This is a genomic window from Macrococcus equipercicus (assembly GCF_004359525.2).
Classification (GTDB): domain Bacteria; phylum Bacillota; class Bacilli; order Staphylococcales; family Staphylococcaceae; genus Macrococcus; species Macrococcus equipercicus.
Genome location: NZ_SCWC02000010.1, coordinates 47,696 through 65,860, shown reverse-complemented (window position 1 = coordinate 65,860; position 18,165 = coordinate 47,696). Strand labels below are relative to the sequence as shown.

The 18,165-nt window shown below is 42.6% G+C and carries 13 protein-coding genes, 6 tRNA genes, 1 rRNA gene and 1 pseudogene; 15 read left to right on the top strand and 6 right to left on the bottom strand.

From position 1 onward, the window contains the following. The first annotated feature begins 21 nt into the window (after positions 1 to 21). From rrf to rocF, 8 genes are all read left to right on the top strand, one after another. Positions 22 to 136 (top strand): 5S ribosomal RNA (gene rrf / locus ERX35_RS10425). Between the two features lie 11 nt (positions 137 to 147). Next, positions 148 to 222 (top strand) — tRNA-Asn (locus tag ERX35_RS10420). Between the two features lie 9 nt (positions 223 to 231). Then, positions 232 to 303: transfer RNA gene (locus ERX35_RS10415), tRNA-Glu, on the top strand. Between the two features lie 3 nt (positions 304 to 306). Next, positions 307 to 382 (top strand) — tRNA-Val (locus tag ERX35_RS10410). A gap of 29 nt (positions 383 to 411) precedes the next feature. After that, positions 412 to 495: transfer RNA gene (locus ERX35_RS10405), tRNA-Tyr, on the top strand. A 4-nt stretch (positions 496 to 499) separates the two neighbouring features. Continuing rightward, a tRNA-Gln gene (locus ERX35_RS10400) sits at positions 500 to 574 on the top strand. A 3-nt stretch (positions 575 to 577) separates the two neighbouring features. After that, positions 578 to 650: transfer RNA gene (locus ERX35_RS10395), tRNA-Lys, on the top strand. Between the two features lie 192 nt (positions 651 to 842). After that, positions 843 to 1,748, top strand: coding sequence for an arginase (rocF, locus tag ERX35_RS10390; protein ID WP_149459835.1), 906 nt, complete (start codon positions 843 to 845; stop codon positions 1,746 to 1,748). Positions 1,749 to 1,826: 78 nt separating this feature from the next. Here rocF and ERX35_RS10385 read toward each other — a convergent pair whose 3' ends face one another. Beyond that, a complete protein-coding gene (locus ERX35_RS10385) occupies positions 1,827 to 2,273 on the bottom strand; it encodes an ArsR/SmtB family transcription factor (protein WP_149459834.1) in 447 nt (148 codons plus the stop codon). A 230-nt stretch (positions 2,274 to 2,503) separates the two neighbouring features. Here ERX35_RS10385 and ERX35_RS10380 point away from each other — a divergent pair, with 230 nt between their 5' ends. From ERX35_RS10380 to glmM, 4 genes are read left to right on the top strand one after another with little or no spacing between them, the layout of a single operon-like run. Beyond that, complete coding sequence (locus tag ERX35_RS10380) at positions 2,504 to 3,772, top strand: helix-turn-helix domain-containing protein (RefSeq protein ID WP_149459833.1); 1,269 nt, start codon at positions 2,504 to 2,506, stop codon at positions 3,770 to 3,772. Between the two features lie 30 nt (positions 3,773 to 3,802). Then, on the top strand, positions 3,803 to 4,615 hold the full coding sequence (gene cdaA, locus ERX35_RS10375) for a diadenylate cyclase CdaA (protein WP_149459832.1): 813 nt from the start codon (positions 3,803 to 3,805) through the stop codon (positions 4,613 to 4,615). Further along, complete coding sequence (locus tag ERX35_RS10370; protein WP_149459831.1) at positions 4,602 to 5,540, top strand: CdaR family protein; 939 nt, start codon at positions 4,602 to 4,604, stop codon at positions 5,538 to 5,540. Before cdaA ends, ERX35_RS10370 begins: the two co-directional genes overlap by 14 nt. A 25-nt stretch (positions 5,541 to 5,565) precedes the next feature. Beyond that, the gene (gene glmM / locus ERX35_RS10365) at positions 5,566 to 6,909 is read left to right on the top strand and encodes a phosphoglucosamine mutase (RefSeq protein WP_149459830.1); all 1,344 of its coding nucleotides are present in this window, start codon (positions 5,566 to 5,568) and stop codon (positions 6,907 to 6,909) included. A 363-nt stretch (positions 6,910 to 7,272) separates the two neighbouring features. Here glmM and ERX35_RS10360 read toward each other — a convergent pair whose 3' ends face one another. The 4 genes from ERX35_RS10360 to ERX35_RS10345 form a co-directional block, all read right to left on the bottom strand. Beyond that, complete coding sequence (locus tag ERX35_RS10360; RefSeq protein ID WP_149459829.1) at positions 7,273 to 8,403, bottom strand: mannitol-1-phosphate 5-dehydrogenase; 1,131 nt, start codon at positions 8,401 to 8,403, stop codon at positions 7,273 to 7,275. Beyond that, positions 8,403 to 8,837 carry a PTS mannitol transporter subunit IIA gene (locus ERX35_RS10355; protein WP_133418327.1) on the bottom strand — a complete coding sequence of 145 codons (435 nt, stop codon included), beginning with the start codon at positions 8,835 to 8,837 and terminating at the stop codon, positions 8,403 to 8,405. The genes ERX35_RS10360 and ERX35_RS10355 overlap by 1 nt, the downstream gene beginning before the upstream one ends. 16 nt (positions 8,838 to 8,853) lie before the next feature. Then, positions 8,854 to 10,863, bottom strand: a complete 2,010-nt coding sequence (locus ERX35_RS10350; RefSeq protein ID WP_149459828.1) for a BglG family transcription antiterminator — start codon at positions 10,861 to 10,863, stop codon at positions 8,854 to 8,856. A 62-nt stretch (positions 10,864 to 10,925) separates the two neighbouring features. Next, positions 10,926 to 12,431, bottom strand: coding sequence for a PTS mannitol transporter subunit IIBC (locus tag ERX35_RS10345; RefSeq protein ID WP_149459827.1), 1,506 nt, complete (start codon positions 12,429 to 12,431; stop codon positions 10,926 to 10,928). Positions 12,432 to 12,672: 241 nt separating this feature from the next. On the opposite strand from ERX35_RS10345, the pseudogene ERX35_RS11715 reads away from it, so the two are divergent. Together ERX35_RS11715 and ERX35_RS11615 are read left to right on the top strand one after the other, a co-directional pair. Next, positions 12,673 to 12,759: pseudogene (locus tag ERX35_RS11715) on the top strand (hypothetical protein); the annotation flags it as partial. Positions 12,760 to 12,815: 56 nt separating this feature from the next. Then, on the top strand, positions 12,816 to 12,989 hold the full coding sequence (locus ERX35_RS11615) for a hypothetical protein (protein ID WP_246143161.1): 174 nt from the start codon (positions 12,816 to 12,818) through the stop codon (positions 12,987 to 12,989). A gap of 542 nt (positions 12,990 to 13,531) precedes the next feature. Here the strand turns inward: ERX35_RS11615 and ERX35_RS10335 are convergent. Continuing rightward, complete coding sequence (locus tag ERX35_RS10335; protein WP_149459825.1) at positions 13,532 to 15,592, bottom strand: RecQ family ATP-dependent DNA helicase; 2,061 nt, start codon at positions 15,590 to 15,592, stop codon at positions 13,532 to 13,534. A 526-nt stretch (positions 15,593 to 16,118) separates the two neighbouring features. On the opposite strand from ERX35_RS10335, the gene ERX35_RS10330 reads away from it, so the two are divergent. Further along, positions 16,119 to 17,975, top strand: a complete 1,857-nt coding sequence (locus ERX35_RS10330; RefSeq protein WP_149459824.1) for a KAP family P-loop NTPase fold protein — start codon at positions 16,119 to 16,121, stop codon at positions 17,973 to 17,975. The last annotated feature ends 190 nt before the right edge of the window (positions 17,976 to 18,165 follow it).

Sequence of the window (18,165 nt, the reverse complement as noted above, 5' to 3'; positions counted from 1 at the left end):
GGGTATAATTCACCCCATCTGTCTGGTGACGATGGCAGAGAGGTCACACCTGTTCCCATACCGAACACAGAAGTTAAGCTCTCTAGCGCCGATGGTAGTTGGACTGACGTCCCGCGAGAGTAGGACGTTGCCGGGCAGTATTATTATTCCACAGTAGCTCAGTGGTAGAGCTATCGGCTGTTAACCGATCGGTCGTAGGTTCGAGTCCTACCTGTGGAGCCATTTTTTTTTGGCCCCTTGGTCAAGCGGTTAAGACACCGCCCTTTCACGGCGGTAACACGGGTTCGAATCCCGTAGGGGTCATATGGAGGATTAGCTCAGCTGGGAGAGCATCTGCCTTACAAGCAGAGGGTCGGCGGTTCGATCCCGTCATCCTCCACCATTCTAATTAAACTTACATACTAATAAGCTGGAGGGGTAGCGAAGTGGCTAAACGCGGCGGACTGTAAATCCGCTCCTTCGGGTTCGGCAGTTCGAATCTGCCCCCCTCCACCATTATTGGGGTATAGCCAAGCGGTAAGGCAACGGACTTTGACTCCGTCACTCGTTGGTTCGAATCCAGCTACCCCAGCCATTAGAGCCATTAGCTCAGTTGGTAGAGCATTTGACTTTTAATCAAAGGGTCAGAGGTTCGAATCCTCTATGGCTCATAATGAAACCCTTGTCTTCGGACAAGGGTTTTTTGTTGCAGTGATATAAGGAAAAGCGAATTTTTAGTCGCTATATTCCATAAAAATACATTTTATTCATTCATGCATAAATTTATTGAATATTCTTTTATTCTCCTATAAAATAAAGATGTTAGCGCTTTCTTATCATATTTAACACAGAGGGGAAAAGTTATGAATAAAACAGTTGAAATTATCGGCGCACCATGTGCATTTGGACAACGTAAGCTTGGTGTAAACATGGGTGCTGATGCGATGCGCTATGCGGGTTTAGTTGAACGTATTGAAGCTATCGGAGTAACAGTAGAAGATAAGGGCGATATTAAAGGTCCTGCTATTAATATGAAAAAATACCGCAGTGAACAGGATGGGGGTCTTCGTAATCTAGAGGAAGTTACTGAATTCTGTGAAACACTTTGTAATGAAGTAGATGAGACGATTCAAGCAGGTAAGTTTCCTTTAGTCATCGGCGGAGATCATTCTATTGCGATGGGTACAATTTCCGGCGTTAAACGTCACTATGATAATTTAGGAGTCATCTGGTACGATGCCCATGGTGATTTGAATGTTGCTGATTCATCACCATCAGGTAATATTCACGGTATGCCGTTACGTGCATTAATCGGGGACGGCCATGAAGATTTAGTCAACATCGGTGGCTACAAAAATAAAGTCAAAGTAGAAAATATCGTATTGATCGGTATGCGTGATCTTGATGACGGTGAAAAGAAATATATTAGAGAAGTCGGCATTAAAACATATACAATGGCTGAAATTGATAAGCTTGGAATGAAGACAGTCATCGAAGAGACGATTGACTACTTAAAAGATAAAGACGGTGTGCATTTGTCACTTGATGTGGATGCGCTTGACCCAGTAGAAACCCCGGGAACTGGAACTTGTGTGCCGGGCGGTATTACTTACCGTGAGAGTCATCTCGCAATGGAACTGCTGCATGATTCAGGCATTGTGACATCTATGGAACTTGTTGAAGTAAATCCGTTGATTGATGTGAACAATCAAACTGCAAACCAGGCAGTAGGTCTGCTCGGTTCATTTTTCGGGGAAACATTGCTGTAGTCAGCGATATAAAAATCAGATGGACAGGAAACTGCCATCTGATTTTTTTATCGTATATGAGCATTTATGATTCGCTGCTTATAGCTCTGTACTCGGGAGAATCGTCACTTCATAGGATGCGGATCCTGATTTTTTCGAGGATTTCTTTACAAACTTCTTCATATCCTTCTTAAAATCATTGAAGTCTTCCTGATTCAGCTGCAGCTTAAAAGTTGCGAGTTCTTTCTTCGTTTCTTCCGCTCCGAACTTCAAAAGATCTGGACTCGGCAGCAATTGTTTCGCAGTCGGTGCATAGAATTTCTGGATGATGCTGTGCTTTTGTTCTGTCTTGACCATCTCGATAATACGGTATTTCTCCAGCTCTCTTAAATGGTAATGAATTTTAGCTCGCGGTATATGCAGCTCATCTGCCAGCTGCTGACCGGTTTTCTCACCTTCAGAGAGCAGTTCAAGCAGCTTTATACGAAATGGATCGCTGACACATTTTAGCTGGGCCAGATTATCGATGACAAGGATATCTAACATTGAGCGTCTCCTTTAAATAAATGATAACTTAATTATTACTATTAATTCTTACGGTGTCAACGTATTACACAAATAGAATTATTTTATCATTTGAAGCGATATTGACAGAATAAAAAGTTTTTCTGAGAAAGAACAACTTAATCAAGATTTAACATTAATTTAAATTAAGTGAGCGTTACATTTTATGTTTAACACAGTATAATATAGTTAAATCAAATGGAGGTCTTGGTATGCTTGGACAACGTGTAAAAGAATTGAGGAATGCGGCCAACTTAACACAGCAGCAATTAGCAGAAGGTATCATATCGAGAACTTATTTAAGTCTGATTGAAAAGAACTCCGTGCATCCCTCCACAAACGTGCTGAAGAAACTGAGTGTACGCCTGAACTGTACGCTTGACGACTTCACGGCAACGTCGGCAGATAAGAATCTGAGTCTGCTGGATATTAAGAAGGATATTAAGTGGGCAGAGAATCATGTGATGCTGCATGAATTTAATAAGCTGGAAGACTTTTTGGCGAAGAACTATGAAACGCTGGAGAGTATTACAGAATATGAACGCGGAGCTGTCCACTGGATTAAGGCAAGCTATTATTTTCATCAGAAGAATTACGCCAAGACGCGGGAAGAACTGGATGCTGCGATTAGTATCGTTAAAAAGCTGAAAGACGTAACGATTTATTTACGTGCGCTTGTCCTTCTCGGCCGTGTTGAACAGCGGACTGACAATATAATGGAAGCTATTCGTCAGCTGACCATCGCCAATAATATCACTATTTTTGAAAATATCACGAACACGTCTCGCGTGACGATTCTTGGCAGTCTAGGCGAATATTACAGACTGATCGGTGAGAATTATGTGGCACTGAACTTATGTGAAGATGCGCTGTCACTCAGCAGCCGGTTAAATACATATCACTTCGGTTTTGAAATTGAGAATACAATGGGGAAAGCGTATCATGTGCTGAAGAATTACGATAAGGCAGAAGTTCACGTGCGTCGTGCGATTGCTTATGCAGAGCTTAAAGGACCGAGCCTTGAACTTGTCGGCGCGAGAACCAACCTGGCCATTCTGCTGATGGAAGTCGGCCGTCTGGATGAAGCCTATGACAATATTAAGATTGCTTTTGAGATGATAGAGGAAAATGGCTATGATGTTCCATTTGTGATGAACGTCCGTCTGCGCTACGGTCAGATATTGAGCAAGCTCGGCCGTATTGACGAAGCGAAAGCACTCGTCAAGGAACAGACCGATAAAGATGAGGCAGGGTTCGCCAATGAAATTATGGGTGATATTTCTGTGAAAGAAGGCAATCTGCAAGGTGCGCTGACATATTATCTGGAAGCTTTGAAAGGCGATGATCTACCGATCTACATGGTCCAGTTACGCCCGAAAGTAGCGGATATTTATAAGCAGCTTGGTCAGACTGATAAAGCTATGGAACATTATGAAAAAAGCATTACGGAATACAAGAGTCTTGTCAATGACATGTTATAATAGAGAAAGCTGAAGTATGGAGGAGATGCAATGCAGTTCTTTGATAACTTGAATACACTTAAAGTTATCACCGGCATTCTGGACCTGCTGATTGTGTGGTATGTACTTTACTTGGTCATCAATGCCATTAAAGGCACAAAAGCGATACAGTTACTTAAAGGGATCTTCTTTATTCTGATTGGTAGAAGTGTCAGTGACCTACTCGATTTAACCACAACTACGAGATTATTTGATTTTGTATTGGAATGGGGTTTTTTAGCTGTCATTGTAATTTTTCAGCCAGAATTAAGAAGAGCATTGGAACAGCTGGGGCGAGGTAGTTTGTTCAAGAGAAATACTTCGCACTTAAAAGTGGATAAAAAGAAATTGACCGGCGACATGGTTAAAGCAGTTCAATATATGGCGAAGCGTCGGATCGGCGCATTGATTGTAATAGAAAAAGAGACGGGACTTCAGGATTATATCGAAACAGGGATACCGATTTATGCCAGCATTTCATCGGAACTGCTAATCAATATTTTTATTCCGAATACACCGCTGCATGACGGCGCCATGATTATTCAAGGCGATAAGATTGCTACGGCTGCGAGTTATCTTCCGCTCTCTGATTCCAGTAAGATTCAAAAGAGTCTCGGCACACGGCACAGAGCTGCTATCGGTCTGTCAGAAGTGTCAGATGCATTTACAGTCGTCGTGTCAGAGGAGACCGGTGCTATTTCGGTCACTTATAACGGCCGGCTGCGTAAAGATGTGTCACTGGAAGTTTTTGAAGCACTTCTGACCGAACACTGGTTCAGTGCACATCTTGACAAGAAAGGTGTGACGGACAATGCTGGAAACTAAATGGGGATTACGTCTTATATCATTAGTACTTGCCTTATTCTTATTTCTCTCTGTCAATGACGTGTTCGGCACCTTTTTTACGCAGGAGCAGTTCAACGAATCGGAAGAGACGGTCATCCAGGACGTTCCAGTCGAGACCGTGTACGACCAGGATAACCTCTATCTGGCCGGCGCGCCGAAAACAGTGAACATCAGGCTTGCAGGTCCGACTGCGATTATCAAGAAGACAGAGAGCATGAGGGACTTCAAAGTGAAACTGGACTTAAGTCATGATACAGTCGGTGATCATAAGAAGAAGTTCATCGTTGAAGGCCTGTCTGACAAGCTGTCCTATGTACTGATGCCGAAGACTACGAACGTGACGCTGTCAGAAAAGACAAGTGTGACTAATCAAGTGGAAGCGGAAATCAGTGACAGCCGTATTGCAACGGGCTACGAACTGATCGGGCAGGAAGTCGATCCGTCGCAGGTAACAATTACAGGCGGTGAAGACGAAATAAACAAAATCGCTTATGTCAAAGCGACGCTTGATAATAAAACAAAGCTGTCTGAGTCTACGACAGAAGAAGCAGAAGTCGGTGTCTTTGATGCCCAGCTGAATAAGCTGGACGTCACGGTTAAGCCGGCTAAAGTTAAGATTAACATTAAAGTGGCTCCGTCCTCTAAACTGGTGTCTATTATGCCGAAGACGACCGGACAGCTGCCGGCGGAACTTAAAGTCAATAAGATCTCATTGTCCGATGATCAGGTAGAATTGTTCGGTAAACGCTCAGTACTTGATGGTATCGGCAATATGCAAGTAGAAGTCAACCTGGACAAAATCACAAAAGATACGGTGTTGAAGCAAAAGATTCCGCTGCCGAAAGATGTGACAAAAGCAGCACCGGATGAAGTAACAGTGACGATTGACGTCGATAAAAAATAATTGGAAATTAAAGGAGTTTACAATCATGGGTAAATATTTTGGAACAGACGGTGTCAGAGGTGTGGCAAATAGTGAATTAACACCTGAATTTGCATTCAAGCTAGGACGTTTTGGCGGTTATGTGCTTGCGCATAATGGTCAGGACAAGCCGACTGTCCTCGTAGGACGTGACACACGGGTCTCTGGAATCATGCTTGAATCAGCACTAGTAGCTGGACTATTATCAACCGGCGCAGAAGTGATGCGACTCGGTGTCATTTCAACGCCGGGCGTGTCCTATTTGACGAGAGAATTAGAAGCTCAGGCAGGCGTCATGATTTCTGCGAGCCATAATCCAGTGCAGGATAACGGCATCAAGTTTTTCGGTGCGGATGGTTTCAAGCTGAGTGATGACCAGGAAGCAGAGATTGAAAAGTTACTGGATGCTGAAGATACACTGCCAAGACCAATCGGTGCAGACCTTGGCCACACATCTGATTTCTTTGAAGGCGGCAACCGCTACTTAAGCTTCCTGAAATCAACGATTGACGGCGATCTGGAAGGGCTGAAAATTGCACTGGACGGTGCGCATGGTTCGACGTATTCTTTAGCACCGTATTTATTCGGTGACTTAGAGGCGGACACAGTGACAATCGGCTGTAACCCGGACGGCAATAACATCAACGATAAAGTAGGTTCTACTCATCCGGAAGCACTCGCGGAACTCGTACTGGATTCAGAAAGCGACTTCGGTCTTGCGTTTGATGGTGATGGCGACCGCATTATTGCCGTTGATGAGAAAGGGCAGATTGTCGATGGCGACCAGATTATGTTTATTCTGGCACAGGCGATGAAAGAGCGTGGTGTACTGAAAGATGATATGGTTGTTTCAACAGTCATGAGTAATCTCGGGTTCTATAAAGCACTGGAAGAGCACGGCATTAAAAGCGACAAGACGAAAGTCGGCGACCGCTATGTTGTAGAAGAAATGCGCCGTGGTCAGTATAACCTGGGCGGTGAGCAGTCCGGCCATATCGTGATGATGGATCATAACACAACAGGAGACGGCCTGCTGACAGGTATTCATTTAGCCGCTATCGTGAAGCAGTCCGGCCGAACGTTAAGTGAGCTTGCTGGCCAGATGACAAAATATCCGCAGCGTCTCGTGAACATTCGAGTGACTGACAAACATGCAGTGACTGATAATGTAGATGTTGCAGCAGCTATCCAGGCAGTAGAAGCAGAGATGAACGGCGAAGGCCGCGTGTTGGTCAGACCATCGGGAACAGAACCGTTAGTCCGCGTCATGGTCGAAGCAAAAACAGACGAAGATGCAGAGCGTTTCGTCAACAGTATCTCTGACGTTGTAAGAGAGAAAATGGGATTATAATAACTGACGACCCGCAGAAGCTGCGGGTCGTTTTTTTGTGGCTTGAAGGCCAAAATCCCTGAGAAATCATCGAAAACTGACGAGAAGTGGCCTTCAAATGACTCCTGAAGGCCAAAATTCCTGAGAAATCATCGAAAACTGACGAGAAGTGGCCTTCAAATGACTCCTGAAGGCCAAAATCCCTGAGAAATCATCGAAAACTGGCGAGAAGTGGCCTTCAAACGGCTCCTGAAGGCCAAAATCCCTGAGAAATCATCGAAAACTGGCGAGAAGTGGCCTTTAAATGACTCCTGAAGGCCAAAATCCCTGAGAAATCCATCCATAACGAAAAGACCGTATCAACACGATACGGTCTCAACAAAACTAGTTATTCTCTTTATCAAACAATAGGGTGTTATATCGTTCTTCTATTTCTTTTGCAAGTGCACCTTCAACTTTAGCATAATGCTGCAGGAATTCAGTGATGCCTTTTTCCTGGATAAAGTTATTCTTCTCTACTGCTTCTGGATCCTGGTCATCAGAATAGCGCAGTAAGTATGCTGCCATATCGACCAATGCGTCGTGTTTTCTGCCTTCTTCTGCAAGATAAGCGAGTGGCTTCACTACACGGTCTTCCGGGCTGATTTTACGCAGCGGTGAACGGCCGACACGGTTTAACGCGTCTGATAAGTATGGATTCTTGAAGCGGCCGATGATCTTCTCGACGTAAGCGGCCTGTTCTGCAGCAGTGAAGTCATAGACAGTCGTTAAGTAGTCACTTGTTTCAGCAAGCACTGCTTTCAACTGCTCGACAAGCTCTGCATCTTTCATTGCTTCATCTACTGTTGTATAACCTTTATAAGTGCCGAAGTAAGCGATGAACGCGTGTCCAGTATTGACAGTCAATAGTTTACGCTCAATGTATGGATGTAAATCTGAGACATATTTCACGCCGTCAAGCTTGTCGCCTGCCCAGATATCTTCTTCGATAACCCATTCAAAGAACGGCTCAACCATAACGTCCAGTGGATTGTCCTGCTTCTGAATCGGTACAATACGGTCTACTGCTGAATTCGGGAAGTGAATATGCGCACCAAGTTCGCCCGTGATTGCAGTGACTGCTTTTTTCAGCTGGTCTGTCGCCATAATCGCATTCTCACACGCAACAATGTTCAGCGGCTTGTCAGCTGTCCGCTCTGTCAATGGACCAGCGATGCTTTTAGCGATGATCGGCAGGATGTTGACACCGACTGCTGTCGTAATTAAGTCTGCGTCTTTAATAGCAGCTTGCAGCTTGTCTGTATCTGTCATGCTGTTGATACCTTTGACGCCTGAGACGTGCTGACGGGACTTCGCTTCTTCAGCGATGATGACATCATATTCCTGTTCTTTGTTGATCAGATCAATCATCTCAGCGTTGACATCGACAAACGTAATGTCATAGCCGTTGTCATATAATACTTTACCGATAAAGCCACGGCCGATATTGCCGGCACCGAAATGGACTGCTTTCATTACAGTTCGACCTCCCCGAAGATTGCGTTGATTTCGTCAGCTGATTGAGCCTGAATGACACGGTCAACGTTCTCTTCATCTGAGAAGACGATAGCGATCTGTGATAATAAATCTAAGTGGTCGCCGTCTTTACCAGCGATACCGACTACGACTTTAACTATGTTGCCGTCCCAGTCGATGCCGTCAGGTGCGTGCAGTAACGTAATGCCTGTTTTAATCACTTCAGTTTTTGCTTCGTCAGTACCATGAGGAATCGCCAGGAAGTTACCCATATAAGTTGACACGATAGCTTCACGGTCTTTCATCGCCTCGATGTAACCTTCGCCTACTGCACCGACTTCAACTAATTGACGGCCTGCTGCTTCGATGGCTTCTTCTTTCGTTGCGAGCTGCTGGTTCATTAAAATATTTTCTGTTGGGATTAAATTTGACATGTTTTCTTCACTCCATTTAGTAGATTAGTTGTGTGACTTGCTGCATTAAAGCTTGTTTCATATGATTAACGACAAATGATCTGCTGCCAAATAATTTGTCTGGTGACTCCAGATGGTTCATCAATAGTACACTGAATTCGCTGACAAGCGGCCGTAACCGCGTGTCTTCCGGCAGCAGCATAATCGCGAGATACCGGACAGGCTGCATGTCGTCATCCATGTTTTTAGCGGTAACGGGCTTAGTCAAGGTGATTAACGCAATGCCCGGGCGCTCAATCAATGGATGGACGAGGTGAGGGAGCGCAATCTCTGAACCGGTGATCGCAAACCCCTGCGCGTCTTCTCGTTTGCTGGTGACAGCCAGCAGTTCCTCGCTGGCGCTTGTAATATGCTGTGCTGCCACATAATCCGCGATTGCATCTTCCAGCGTCAGGACATCTGCCTCGTGGAAGTAAAGCGCATCAATCAGTGCATGACCTTCGACGACGAACGGGACGACCGCGTCATAAATGTCGAGATTGACAACATGCGTCTCTTTCTGCCGCCTCACTGTAGCAGATGTGAAAATCTGCGCCAGAATCTGCTTGTCGGATGCAGGGAGCAGTGGATTGACCACTGTATAAGGCTGCTTGATATCTAGACCGACCGTCGAAATAATATGGTCAAACTGGTCCAGCGCAATCGACTTCAGTTCACTGACCGAAGCCTGACGGGCGACAGTGACATTCGGGAAGTTCTGCTCGATCTGATTGGACAGTATTCTGCTTGTGCCAATCCCGCTCGTACAGACGACGAGCACCTGCTCTTCTTCAGCTGCTTTCATAGCACCGCCGAAATGCAGCACTATGAAGGCGACTTCCCCGTCCGGAAACGAATGGTCAGGGAATATCCGGGCGAGAGCGCTGCTCACTGCTTCAAACAACACCGGATAGTCCGCCTTGATCATAGCTGTCAGCGGGTTATACGTTTCTATACCACCGGACAGACGATTCAAAGCAGGTACAAGGTGAAGAAGAATGCCTTCCCGGAGCACCGTGTTGCCTTCAAAGTCATTGCCGGTCAGCCGTTCAACATGAGCGATCAGCTGTTCGGCTTCCGTCGTAATATCAATCGCTGTCTCACTTTCATCCGCGCGGCGTTTCGCCCCGCGCAGATGCATCGTGATGAAGACGACTTCTTCAAGGTCAAAGTCTACGTTGTAGACATGAGATAATGATTCAGCTAAATTTTCTGCGACCTTGAATTCAGGAGTCACTCGCAGCGCCTGAATGAGCTCTTCGTTAATCGTCACCTGCTCGCCGTTACGGATGCGTTCAATCGCCAGGACGATATGAATCGTCAGCGTCAAATACGACGTTTCCATTAGTACGTAAGGAAGTTCAGACAGCTCGTCCATCAGCAGCCGCTCGACATTGAAGATCTGATTCATGTCCACAATATCAAGCAGCTTCTCATCATTTAATGTCTGATAGACGAAGTGGTCTTCGATAACCGAGTAGACGCTTGTTGAATTCAATCTCTCGAGCATGAGATCTGCGAGCAGCTGACGCTTATTGACTTCACCGCCGGACAGCACGAGCCCTTCACCGCGCTTTTTATGGAGCACGAGGTGATAGTGGGTGAGATCTGCTTCAAGCGCTGAGAGCTCCTTATTCAGCTTATTGATGGAAATGCCGATTTCGCTTGCCAGACTGTAGAGCTTGACGGGGTCCTTTGATTTAATCAAGGTGTACAAAATAATGACTTTTCGTTCATCCATCGACAAGTCAAGGACATCCATCGCATCGAGCTGGTCGGTCAGCTGATTGAAATGATCGCTGTCCCCCTCGATCCGCAGCCCTTTGTTAGGAAGGCGGAGCAGTTCAAGCCCGAAGCGGTCAAGTGAACGCTCGACAAATTTAAGCTCCCGGTGAATCGTCCGGCTTGAGACACCGAGGTCCTGGGCAATCTGCCGAATCGTCAAAAAGGAGCGGGGGTTCTTCAGCAACGATTCGATGATTCTCTTCTCGCGATTACTGATCTGCATACCCCCACTCCTTTCAAAAATTATTCAGTTAAAGTGTATTACTTGTATCGCTAATTGTCTAATTATTGGTCTTTCTTTAAGTTAGCAATCAGTTCATCATAACGCGGTGAATTTAAGAAGTTATCCACTGAAATATGGATTGCATCCGGAACCTGCTTAATCGCGCGGTCAGTCAGAACTTTCTGTGTGATGACAAGCTGAGCATCTTTAGGTAACTGATTGATCGCTGAATTCGTGACTTCAGCATTAATGCCTGCTTTCTTGAATTTATTGCGCAGCATACCCGCACCCATCGCGCTTGAACCCATCCCTGCATCACAAGCGAAGATGACTTTGCTGACGTTTGAGTAATCGTGCGCACCTACGTTCTCTGTATCATATTGATTCAATAAATTCGGCTCAGTTGTTTCGTCTTTATCGACTTCGACCACTTTCACGCGGTCAGAAGTTGCAGCACCAGTCAATGCGCCTGCTACTGAAGATTTTTTACCTTTCGTTGCTTCCATTTTTGCTGTCGCTGCTGCTAAATCTTCTTCGCCTTTATCTTTAGAGAATTTAAGAATTAATGAACCGACGATGAATGATACAAGCGCTGCGCCGAGGACACCAGCAAACATTGTTAATAAATCACCTTTAGGCGTTACTGCCATATACGCAAGTATTGAACCTGGAGCAGCAGGTGATTTCAAACCGAAATCTGTTGCAGAGAAAATGGCAACACCAGTCATACCACCTGCGATCGCTGCGATAATCATCGCAGGTTTCATCAGTACATAAGGGAAGTAGATTTCGTGAATACCACCGATAAAGTGGATCAATGCCGCACCTGGTGCAGTCGCACGTGCAGACCCTCTACCGAAAATCATGTAAGCGAGTAAAATACCAAGACCTGGTCCCGGGTTAGATTCTAATGTATAAAGAATAGATTTTCCAACTTCAGCAGCCTGGTCAGTCGCAAGCGGCGTTAACACACCGTGGTTAATTGCGTTATTTAAGAATAATACTTTTGCTGGTTCAATCAGAATTGAAGTTAAAGGAAGGATATGAAGGGCAACAAGGAATTTTACGCCTTTACCAAGTGCCCACATAATCCAGCCGACAATTGGAGCTAATAGATAATATGAAACAATCATCATACCTAATGCTAAAAATCCAGCTGAGAAGTTATTGATTAACATCTCAAAACCAGTACGAATTCTTGGTTGGACAACTTTATCGAACTGTTTCATTAACCATGCTGTTAATGGTCCGATAATCATTGCACCTAGTAACATATGCTGGTCAAAAGCAGCGATAATACCCATTGTTGCTGCTGCACCGACAACACCACCGCGGACATCATGAATGAGTTTACCACCCATGAATGCGATTAAGATTGGAATAAGATAGTGAATAGTTGGGTCGACGATTTTAGCTAAATCTTTATTCGGCCACCAGCCATCTGGAATAAATAGAGCAGTGAGGAATCCCCATGCAATGAATACTGCAATGTTCGGCATAACCATACTGCTTAAAAAAGAACCGAAAGCCTGAACTTTGCGTTGAAGGCCACTTTTCTGTTCTGCCATATGTTTCTCTCCTTTGAAATTATATTTTTATGCTATCTTCATGTTAATCCCACATTGACTCTTACACAACACATACTAAACTTAACTTTGTCACGTACATTGATGACAAGTTGCTGCATGATACTGCCGGAACTCGTAATTGCTAGGTAAACTTTGTAAATCGTCTGATAGAAAATAAATACACAAATATGGAAAATAAGATAAAATTAAAGAGGATAGTCTAAAGAACGGAGGGAACTACATGCCGCTTATATTAATAATCATCATATTACTCTTTCTTATACCGCTTGCTGTTATGTTTTCAATGGAGAAAGGTGCGATGCTGATCGCCGGCTACAATACGATGAGTAAAGATCAGCAGAGCCAGTATGACGAGAAGAAATTGTGGGCAAGCTTGAGAAGACATGGAAAGATCAACCCGACTGGGATGATGAAGGAGAGTTTAAGACATATCGATACCGCTATGGCTATACATATATGTACTTCAATAAAGATAAGAAATTGTTTGCGATGTCGTATTATGATAAAAAGCTGATGAAAAAGTGGAGTGGGGATTAGTGAAGCGGTAGGAAAATATAATAAATCATGGTTTATATGAAAATATAAGTTCAGAAAATTATTATTTATGTAACACTAGTGAAAAGCGGTACATTTCAGAGAGTTTTAAGGTGAGAGGCTATAATGAAGCAAAAGTGTCTTATCTAAAGAATCGCTGGCATGCCGGATGCTAGAATAAGAGATAGATGCTGGGCAGAATATCTGGAGCAGAGCATCTATCCTAAATATCCTTTAACCGGCTATGATATACATCAGAAAACATTTATTTACTGGCTGATTGCCGCTTTTCAATAGCGAATATTGCCCACATCGTCATAAGAAAAAATAGGCTGAAGGATATACCGGATACCCAGATTCGCCATGTATCTGGGTGGGTGAAGACGATATTCGAATAAGAATAGTAGCTGAATAAAACCATCCAATAAGCCATAAAAAGTGGCGCATAAGGTGAAACATGATTCAAGAGCATCAGTCCTTTCGTCAATCAGTATAACATCCATATAAAGGGAAAACCAGGAGGCTGTGATAACAGTCTCCTGGTTTTAGTCGTTGCCGATATTAAGAAGTGCAAATGGATAGATTTCATTCGCGCCGTTTTCAAGAAGCAAACTTGCTGCGACGGTCATCGTCCAACGTGAGTCGATAAAATCATCAATTAAGAGGACGTTCTTGCCACTAACCGCTGCTATATCAGCTGTTTTCACTTTCTCTCTTGCGTTTTGTTCCTGCATCATAGCATTGTGCATCTCACGCTGCGGACTGCCGAGTGCAGCTTGCAGTGCTTCGATATAGGCGATATGATACTCGTTCGCAATAAACTGGGCGAGTTCTGAGACGAGGTGCGGCTTTCTGTGACTTGGCACCGCCGCGATCGCATCAATACCATGCTCAGCAATATGCTCACTTAAAAACTGGCTGATAGTGATCATTGTCTTGTCAGAGAACTGGCCGTTATCCCGTTCCAGCATGAGGCGTCTGCCGATTGGTGAATAGGCATCGACTGTATACGACCAGCCTTCTTCATATGGATGGTCAATCTTCTTATTATTCGACCATCTTTTTCGCGGCTTGATGACACCGTGCAGCTGGTTCTTGTAGTCGCGTGCCGCTACGAGATACGGATTATCATCTGCCATTACGATGAACTGGCGACCCCGGCAATGGACGCATATACCGCACGTCTCCTTAGCATCAGGTGCGTCCAGCTCGTCTGCAATAAACTTCATATAGCAGCCGTCGTATTCAATGAAGTCCTTTAATCTTGCGAGCTCAGCAAGTCGTGTCTCATTGAGCTGCTGCTGGACCTCGGCATTTCGCACAGCATCGAAGTGCTGGTTGCGATTCAGGTGATAAGTAGTCTTATCCATATAGATATAGTTATGGACATAGAGGTATTTTAAGACAGACGACAGCTTCGTAACATTCAGATTGAAGTGCTGCAGAATCTCATTACGTTTCATTCCTTTGTCATTGTCATGCAGAAGGTTCAGAATCTGTGACAACAGCTCCGGATCCTTATTTGCACCTTCAATAAATGACTTGATGATTTCCTCGTCTTCATCACCATGCAGGAGCAATGCGAGACTAGGAGAACCATCGCGCCCGGCACGTCCAATCTGCTGATAGTAGGCAATCAGGTTCTGCGGCAGCTGGAAATGAATGACGAAACCGATATCCGATTTGTCATAACCCATACCGAGCTTTACAGTGGAGACAATCACACGTGTCTCACCGCTATGAAAAGCACTTAGAATTTCCTCGGAAATATCTTCGCCAGACTCTCCTTGTACACCTGAATAATAGGCCGCTGCAGAAATACCGTGCTGAACTAGAAACTCAGCGACAGACTCACATTCCTTCTTCGTCAGACAGTAGATGATCCCCTGCTGCTGACTTAAAAAGGGATGACGTGTCAGAGCATCAGTGATAAACGCCAGCCGCTCAACCTTGCTCTGTGACGGATTGACCTGAATAGAAATATTGTCACGAATCAAATCACCGCGGAAAACATTTAAGTCGCCCAACTGTTCCTTGATATCCTGAATCACTCGGTCATTGGCCGTCGCGGTTGTACCAAGGATGGCGATGTGGTCTGGAAACGACTGCAGCAGATAGACGATGCGCTGATAGTCCGGACGGAAGTCATGACCCCAGTCAGAAATGGAATGTGCCTCATCCACCACAACCATCTGAATATCAGACACAGCAGACAGCCGCTCGATAAAGTCCGGACTCGATAACTTCTCAGGCGAGACAATGATTGCATCAACATCATTGAGCCGCTCATAAATCGCATCCCAGTCCTCACGATTCTGACTGTTGATGGTCACAACATCAAGCCCGAGTTTAGATGCAGCCTCAATCTGATTATGCATCAGAGCGAGAAGCGGGCTGATAATAATCGTCGGCCCGGCACCACGCTCGCGCAGAATCTTCGTCGCAATAAAATACACAATCGACTTACCCCAGCCCGTCTTCTGAATGACGAGCGACTTCTTCTTATTCACAACCGCCGTAATCGCCTCAAGCTGACCCTCACGGAATTCACTCGACTCACCATAAGTCTCTTTTAAAATCTGAACTGCACGCTCTTGAATATCCATGACACGCCCACCTTTCTGTGATGAGTTTATTGTATCTCTAAATATGAGTGGTGTGACACATCTATTTGCAGAGATACCGTATAATTTTTTTCTATCAGCTTGGCTTTAGACAAATTACTTTCAATATGACTTAACAGAATATGGACTTTCAGATGATGAGCAAGATCATCCTGCACATTTGTGAAATTATGGGTCACAATTGTTTGATGGAAAAGATATTAGAAATCTTTATTGTGGTTAATGGAGTTAATAATTCGTATTATCTTCTTCTCATTTTTTCCATATAAACCCTCATAATAAAATATTTACAAAGTAATTATACTATTTTAATAACTTAGAAGTATAATCTTTATGTAAACAATAAATTATATTGACAATTTTACTTATTAGGAGATTAAGTGTGATAAGAAGAGAAAAGCAAATTTAAAAGGTCAAAGTGGTGTGAAAGCAAAATTTATTCTAAATTTATTTGTAAGACTTAAAAGAGAAATACTGTGAATTAAGTTTGTAAAAAGGGGAGAGTTTGATGAAAACAAGAAGAGAATATGGTTTGGGAACAAATGATACTCCAATAAGTGAAAGTAAGCATGATAAATTTGAAATCATACCATATGTTGAAGCATTGGGCGAATTTATTGAGTATTGTGAGACACCTATCACTATCGCATTACAAGGTGGTTGGGGAACAGGGAAGACATCATTTATAAACTTTATAGATAATTATCTTAGAGAAAACAACCGAGATAAGATAATTACATTTAAATTTAATACGTGGCAATATTCACAATTTAATTTAGAGCATCATATAGGCATTTCCTTTCTGAAGTATCTTATAAATGAAATTGGAGTACAAGAAAATGAAAAAGAAAGAGGAAGAATTAATAAAATTTTAAATGGACTATCGAAAGCAGTGAGTGGTGGAACTATCACTTTAGGTCCACTAGGATATACATTTCCAATAGGTAAAGATGCAGAAACTCAAGAAGATGGAAATGAGTTAACAACTTTAGACATTGCACAAATGATAAGTGTGTTGAGGAAAACTATGCAAGAAGTTGTTAATAATAGACTTTCTAGATTAGGTAAAGACGGGAGAATAGTCATCTTTATCGATGACTTAGATCGTTTATCACCAGAAATTGCAGTTAAATTATTAGAAGTGATTAAACTATTTGTTGATGTAGAAGGTTGCGTATTTGTTTTAGCGGTTGATAACAAAGTGATAGAACAAGGTGTTAAACATATAAAAAATACTTCGAATGAGAAAACTAAAAGTTTTATGGAAAAAATGATTCAAGTACCTTTTAAAATTCCAGTTGAAGTTTATAAATATGAATCATTGCTTAAAGAAAAAATAGATTTATTTAAAGATAATACGGATAACTATATCAAACCTTTGTTAGAAATAATTAAGTTTTCAGTTGGTAGCAATCCTAGAGCGATTAAAAGACTTATAAATTATTACTCATTAAATATGCGAGTGATGGCATTAGATCAAACGTTAATGAACGATAAAAAATATCAAGCTCTAATGCTTTCTGTTATTTGTATGCAATTATCTAGTCAGCCTCTATATATTTTACTTATTAAGTATAAACACGATGAAGAGAAAATATTAGAACTCATAACTCAGACAACGGAAGAAGATATATCTTTCGATAATCAGTTACATGAAGAATTAGAACATTTTAATTACGGTACTGTATATGATGAAGAGATTGAGTATAATCTTAAAAAATACGAAAGGTTTTTACAGCTAACACACGACCTTCTTAATTCACTCTATTTTAATGACGAGTCAGGGAAGTTAGGAATAAGTGAAAATGAGGAACTGTCTACTGATCATTTGACTGATTTCATTAATATTCTTGGCTATAGTGAAACGACAAGTTCTGGAGAGAAGACTGATACAATAGAGAATGTAAGAACGTTTGGTGATGAAGAAGAAATTAGTCTTCAAGATTTCTATAAAGAGAGATATAAATATAAGATTCAGAGAAAATCGATTTCTTTAAAACAGATTGATGGAAGTCTTAAGGAAAATATGGAACCGAAGTATGCTTTCAGCGTAGTAATAAATGATTTATTAAGAGATATAAACAATCAAGAAATCTATTTAGAACGTTTATCAAATCCTCAATTTTTAATAGAGAATAACGTGCCGGAAAGCGTTGCTAAAGAAGCGGAGATAATAGAAAAGGATGATACTAAATATCCTAAGTGTGCAACAATATATATACCTGAAAAAAATAAGAAACTGAAACTCGGTTATCACTATAATGCTGAAGCGGGATTGGATGCAATATATAGAATATTGTATGCTGTAACTGAAAATGAATATGATTATAATAGATTGAAGTTTAAAGTTAGGTCGATAAAATAATAGTCAATAATAAAGATGATTATTGCTAAGCTGTTGTGAATTAATTATGACGATTTCTTAGTCTTCAGCATCAGTTTCACCAGAAGATTGATATTATGCGTCTTTGTCAGTTATAGTGGCATGTCAAAGTGAAAATAGATTATCGGAGACTTTGAGACAAGATTAATTTCTTGTCTTTTTTTATTTTTTA